Origin of the sequence: Pseudoalteromonas shioyasakiensis (genome assembly GCF_022398475.1) — a bacterium.
GTDB lineage: Bacteria > Pseudomonadota > Gammaproteobacteria > Enterobacterales > Alteromonadaceae > Pseudoalteromonas.
In genome coordinates, this window is record NZ_JAKEVM010000016.1 from 42840 (window position 1) to 49138 (window position 6299).

At 37.6% G+C, this 6299-nt stretch carries 4 protein-coding genes; 1 reads left to right on the forward strand and 3 read right to left on the reverse strand.

Annotated features, from left to right (window positions below):
• Nucleotides 1–288 precede the first annotated feature (288 nt).
• The 3 genes from L1D51_RS05225 to traN form a co-directional block, all read right to left on the reverse strand.
• A complete protein-coding gene (locus L1D51_RS05225; protein WP_239963034.1) occupies nt 289–639 on the reverse strand; it encodes a YdeI/OmpD-associated family protein in 351 nt (116 codons plus the stop codon).
• A 756-nt stretch (nt 640–1395) separates the two neighbouring features.
• Nucleotides 1396–2346: a hypothetical protein gene (locus tag L1D51_RS05230; protein WP_239963036.1), complete on the reverse strand. Its 951-nt coding sequence runs from the start codon at nt 2344–2346 to the stop codon at nt 1396–1398.
• 70 nt (nt 2347–2416) lie between these two features.
• The gene (traN, locus tag L1D51_RS05235) at nt 2417–5566 is read right to left on the reverse strand and encodes a conjugal transfer protein TraN (protein WP_239963045.1); all 3150 of its coding nucleotides are present in this window, start codon (nt 5564–5566) and stop codon (nt 2417–2419) included.
• Between the two features lie 159 nt (nt 5567–5725).
• Between traN and L1D51_RS21815 the strand changes: the two genes are divergently transcribed.
• On the forward strand, nt 5726–5854 hold the full coding sequence (locus L1D51_RS21815; protein WP_338127929.1) for a GIY-YIG nuclease family protein: 129 nt from the start codon (nt 5726–5728) through the stop codon (nt 5852–5854).
• Nucleotides 5855–6299: the final 445 nt, after the last annotated feature.

The window sequence follows — 6299 nt, forward strand, 5'->3', positions numbered from 1 at the left end:
TAGAGTTCATTGTTTGTATTTAGATCTACTTTTTGACTATATACGTTAATTTACGATTTTATTACCTTCTGGAAATTTGAACTCTCTAACATGAGCGTATTCGAAAACGAAGGTACTCCAGCTACATAAGTAACCCAATCAATAGCTTTAATCACTAGTCAAATGAGGAACATAATGCATTTGCCATTAACGAAGCTTTAACTATCAACTATCACAGCAGTTCAGACAAATAACAACCCAGCAACTAAAGGAGACTGGGATTTCTTCCTAGATAATCGATAAAATAGTTTAGACTTTTGGCGCTTTCAGAGCTTTGCTATAAAACCCTGAGTTATCAAAGCAACATACTCCTCGCTTTCCCTCAGATAACATGCTACATGCATCAGAGATTCTTTTTTCTCGGGTTTTTACCTGTTTTGCAGACTCAATCCAATGAACCCAATCAACCCTGGCAATTGTCGTTGTATTTTCCCAACTTTGTAATGCCTGAGAGGACTTTTGTATTGAGTCGATTAAGTCCTTAGGAACATTAGGTTCAGGCTCGACTGCAACCGGACATATTTCAAATATGTTTTCTAAGCCTACACGGATATTTCCAGAAGCTATGTCATTGGAGCTCAATTTAAGCCAATGGCTCAAATCCCCATCAGGCTCTAGCGTGACACGAAAATTATAACCTGAAAATGATACGTCAACCGTTGTTCTTCACCGACGCGGCAAACAATCACTAATATCTTTTGGTAAAATTAAGAATGCTTCAAAATCAGACTCACCCTTTCTGGGCTTCAATACTTTTGCTTTAAATTTTAACGTAGCCATAATCTTGTTTCCTTACAATATGAAGTTGATAAGAAATAATATGAAACATTCAAGCTATTTACTGTCGTTCTTTAACTACAATCCCGCTGTTATTAAAAAAATGTTACGGATTTAGAGTTAATCTCATGCATATCGCAAGAATAAAACAGCTTATCTCAATTACTCCTAAAAAGGCTTTAGTTTAACAAAACATGGAAATATAGTGCGCGTAATCAACTCTGAAAAATTAAAGAAGCTATGCAGGAAGAATTTACTCTCGATTTATCTGAAGCTAACAAAAATATTTTTGTTTTGCACAAAAGGAAATGCCTCTTAATGAGAAGTAATTATAGAACATTACTTCTGGGTAACTTCGAAAAAGTAGATGATGCAATCAATGTAGCTCAATCAAAAGTCGGGCCCATTGAGACATGTTTATCATGCATTGAAACCTCAAATTCAGGTATTTAATTATTATAAATGAATGGGTTTATACTTCATCTCCCTTACGAACAACCCTCATTAAAAAATGTGTCTGTCAATCAATTCGTCCGTTTCAAGGAAGGAGCCAGCTTAATCGCTGGCTCTTCACGAGAGTTATAGTTTAGTATCAAGCGGTAATTCAGTGAAGCTCATGTCTTTTAAATGGTAATCGTATAAGTATTTACCTTTGTCTTTAGGGTTTTTGTGATACTTTTCGTTGTATTCGCTCTTGTCATCTTTTTTCCAATTTTCAATAAACAAATATCGCAGTTCACTAATATCCACACCATCATCAACCTGTTGGCCTGTAATAAATTTATGTATTTTCCCTTTGTGAATGACTATATGAGAACCAGCGTACATAGCCCAACTGTAATCCCAGTTACCTGATCCTAATTTTCTTGGGTGATACAAGTAAACATCATCCCCCATGTAATCGCTCATTAAATGCAGTGACACAGTTGTCCCTTTTGTTTCAAAAGTTACATATGCAGACTTATTTTCTTGATTATAAGAAGAAACTCGACCAAGCCCAAGGTATTGTCCGCAGGTACTCAGAACAAGAAGCAAATTTTCACATTGATTTTTGTTTTTATAGTTGATGATTCGCTGAATATTTGTTGTCCTTTCTGACTCTATTTCAAGCCCTTTCTTGGCAGCAATTTCATCAAGCTTTTTCGAAGCTCTAGCAATAATACCTTCAGGATTTGCAAGCACTGATTGGCCTACATTATCAACCTTAACAATAAATTGAGCGTTCTTAGCTAAAGGCTCGTTTTCAATGATGCTATCATTAATAGCTGTACTGGCTGCTCCAGTAAAATCTAACATTAACAGCTGACCTAGAGCCATTACACTCGAACCAGGTACTTTGCGTGTCCCTGACTTTCCGTCAGCACTATCCATAAACTTATTGCTGCCAGCTAAACGCATTGTTGTTTTTGCAAATGAGTCATTCTCATTTGCTTGAAAGCTATCAAACACAATTGGCTCTTTTGTTGATGAACAAGCTGATAAAGTTAATGCCACGACCGAAGCTAAGGCTATTTTAGTTATATTTTTCATAGATTTTCTCGTTTGTCCCGAAAGTGAATATATCGTACTTTATTATTTATATTGCGCAACTTTATAATCATTAATCATCATTAAGGAAGTAGCATGCCAATGGTCTCGGCACATATGAACAATCAATATCATCTGCATTTATGATACTTCTTGTTTCAATAGCTCTCTCAGCAAGCTCAGCATCAACAGCTCTTTGTGTTGTTCTATCAACAGCGTTTTCTCGACCTTCATTATTAAGTAGTCGACCAGAACCAGTCAGCTTATCAAGGTCTTGATCAAAATCAGCAATACCAGACTCGATCATTATGTTAATCCATTCGCTTAAATCAATTTTATTCCAGTCTAGGTTAGACAGTTGTTCAGGGGTTAACCCCGGGCAATTCCTTAATTTTGAACCATCAACTTCTTCTGTTGTATATTCTTCTAGGCCATGGCCAAGCATTGGTGATGCTTGTTCCATTATTATTCGAGATAGGATGGAGTCATAACAGCAATAATCTTGACGACGAAGATAGCAGACACCCAAAGCATCTTCAGCACAGTATTTCTTACCTACGGGAATGCATTGTTTCGTAGCAAGCCTAACTCCCATATCCATTTCATACTCGTGGCAAGCAGTGAGCAAATTTAAAGCTAGTTTAATATATTGATACACCATGTATGCAGCATATACATAACCAATTACCGCTACAGCTTGACTTGCTCCTTCTGATAGCACCACTGTAGATACTCCTTTCTCAACGGTTTTTTCCATTAATGCCTGCGCTAATTCCTCTGGAATCGAATCATAAACGTAGTTCATAACCATCTGCTGCAGTTCTTCAATAGCTTGATCCGATAAAATATCCATTGCGGCTCCAGATGCATCAACCACCTCCCCTGCTGCATTACCTGCCGCAGTACTTGCCGCATCAGTAAACACTGTAGACACTGAAGACCAGGCGCTTGAAACAGCTTCACCAGCAGTTGTAGCTGCATTAGCAATAGGTTCTCTCAGACTCTGATAGCCGCCTACTACAGCATTGCTGGTTCCATCTAGTCCAGCTACAAATGCATCTGCTTGTAGCATGCCATAAGCAGCTTGTGCATATTCATAAATATCAACACCATCAGGAGCCTCACAACAGTCATTACCTAAACCACTTGGTTCCCAAGAGCAAAACTTTCCTTCACCCTCAAAAAAAGTGCACGTTGATGGGTCAGTAGGATCTTCACAGTTCATCCCATCTTCCATATGCTGTATTACTGTTGCCATAGCAAGAACATCTGCGAATTGATCATTAACTTCACTATTTGATGTTTCACAATTCCCTCCAACACAAGGCAATGTAGCCGCACAGGTATTCTGTGTTACGGAGCTTGTTACAGTCGAAACAATTTCTTCATCACATTGATACTCAATAGTGTAAGCGAAGCAAATATCATCGGCGTCATCTCGCTCCCAAAGCCATCCTTCAGCACATGTTCTTTCTATTTCTTGGCATTGAGTATCAGTTTGGTAGGTAGCGCAGTGGTTTGGTTGAGATTCTATCTCATCCCAGGAATAACATTGGAATTCATCCTCTATTCCTGCAGCTTTTTCTTCCTCAGTGGCTCTCCGAGTTACTATACAGTAATCTTCACCTTTAGTAGGATCACAGTTGTATCCATCAAGGTTAACTCTCCAAGTTTTATTTCCTGTATCACCATTATAAAAAGGAGGGACTGTTTCGAATATTTCTGGGGGTAATCCAACGCTACCAACTTCGATATTTGTATAGCTATCAAATTTACAAAAACCTTCGAACCGGCTTTCAGTGTCACCACTGGTGGTGTCACTAAACCCTGCTAAGCCATTGCTTTCCTTTAGCTCACTTTCAATCGCATCATAGCAACCGGCTGGATATTGCTTGCTTTCCCCTACTTCACCAGTAAACCTGTATCTTACTTGAGCGTTCAAAATCCATTTTGTATCACCACCATCATCAGTTTTATCTTCAACTTGGACAATACCTTTTAAACCATTTGCACATGTTGGCGCTTGCAACTCTCGAATCCAAGTACTTTCATCAATACTTCCATCTATAGTGGTGTTAGACCAAACACCAAGGCTTACCCTATTAATATTAGTATTATTAACTGTGCAGAAGTCTTCAAAACTTGGACCTTCAAATTTCAGCTCTGTTGCAATTGAATCAGTTGGGGCTATTGTCTTAGCGGTTTGCTGCTTTAGATCAAATTCTACTGTTAAAAATTGCTTGCCCTTACCCGCCATTTGCACAATTACGTCATATGCAACTGGTGTAGCTCTTTCAACTTCGCAATATAAGCTATTGCTTGCAAGTGGTTGCATGCATAAATGATTTGTTGATTGTGTTGATGTAAATTCACGTGTTATGTCAACTGACTCATCTGTGCATGACGATAACCATGATCCGGTACCGTCAAGGGCATCATTCACTTCATTAAATCCGTAATTGAAAATACTGCTTCTTGGGTTTATTTCTGGAGGTTTATTGTCATTCTGAATTGATTGAATTGTTTGGTATACAGTTGCATCACTAGCAGTGCCTGTTTTCAAACTGTTTATTTTAGTTGTTCCTGAAGCATAAAACTCTGTCTCATTACCATAGTGACTGTCTGCATCAAATGTTGTTTGAGAGTGATTTAGCTCTGAGCTAGTGTACTCGTTTTGATTAGAAACATGCTCAGTAACTTTTGATTCATCAATAGTGCCAACATAATTACCACTATCATCTTTTGTAAGCGAAACTCCCCCATTACTATAATTTGTAATTAAACCTCCACTAGCATTAGTCGATGGAACAACAGCTGACTTTGACATGTCTCTCGCAACATTTACGCTATCTTCAATCCGCTGCTGTGCATTGTCACCAAAATTACCATAAACAGACAAATCAACTGTTCTAGATGTCTGTGGGGTTAGGTAGTATTTTTGTATTAATTCATTTTCTCGATTTAGATTTATGGCTGTTTGATTTGGGTATTTTAATAACGTTTGATTTAAATGCTGATCATCGGAGCGGTTATTTGTTGGATCATCTGTTTTGTATTTTTGTTGAATTTGGTCAAACCGTTCCTGTGCAGCAATAGCTTTTTCAAATGGAGTGGCAATCGCGAGTAACCCAGCCCATACCCCAATTGCTGATACAGTAATGGTTTGACCAACCATGCTTGCAATGATTGTATATCCGGTTATTTTTTTCTTAAAACACTTCATTCAACATATAGCGATGTAAATTGATTTGAAGTTATTTTAAAATCTATATTTCCATCTAAATCCCAATTTTCATTAGATTTTTAATTAAAATTTGCTCAATTAAAGCCACCTGATAGAGTAAAAGGGCTCAGAGGTGCCTTTGCTCCATTATCATTTGATATGCATGCCATGATCTATAGTGAGGATGCCCCTACACTAGAAAAAGAACTTCACAGAAGATTTGAGAGAGCAAGTAAACAAAGTAAATCCCAGAAAAGAGTTTTTCAAAATCTCTATAGCAGAGATTAGACAAGTAGTTGAGCAACAGAATTTACTTGATGTTCATTGGAAACTGACAGCAGAAACTGCTGAATATAGGGAGTCTTTAGCAATAGAAAATGCTCGACAAGAACATAATGTCACCTAATAGCTGAACCTCTGTTATAGAATACCAAACCAGCAAAGTATAGAAGCACAAAAAGGAAATCCAGCGTCATTCTGGCTAAACTAGGATACAAAAGAAAAAAGCATACAAACTAAGGGATGAAGGTGAGTTTGTATGCTTGGGTATTGATAATCAATTAGGAATTTACTGGCTTAATAATTTATGAAATACACTCTAAAGATAGAAGCTGTGCTTATTATTGTCAAACTTCCATACTTAAAAATTTATCGAAACTTTATGAGCCCCCCTTATTCGACATTAAGGTGGCGCCCATAGGTGATTCACTTCACACTGTTGTTTCAATAACTC

Coding starts and splice junctions, on each gene's coding strand:
- L1D51_RS05230 (WP_239963036.1), bottom strand. CDS start 2,346: ATGAAAAATATAACTAAAATAGCCTTAGCTTCGGTCGTGGCATTAACT.
- traN (WP_239963045.1), bottom strand. CDS start 5,566: ATGAAGTGTTTTAAGAAAAAAATAACCGGATATACAATCATTGCAAGC.
- L1D51_RS21815 (WP_338127929.1), top strand. CDS start 5,726: ATGCATGCCATGATCTATAGTGAGGATGCCCCTACACTAGAAAAAGAA.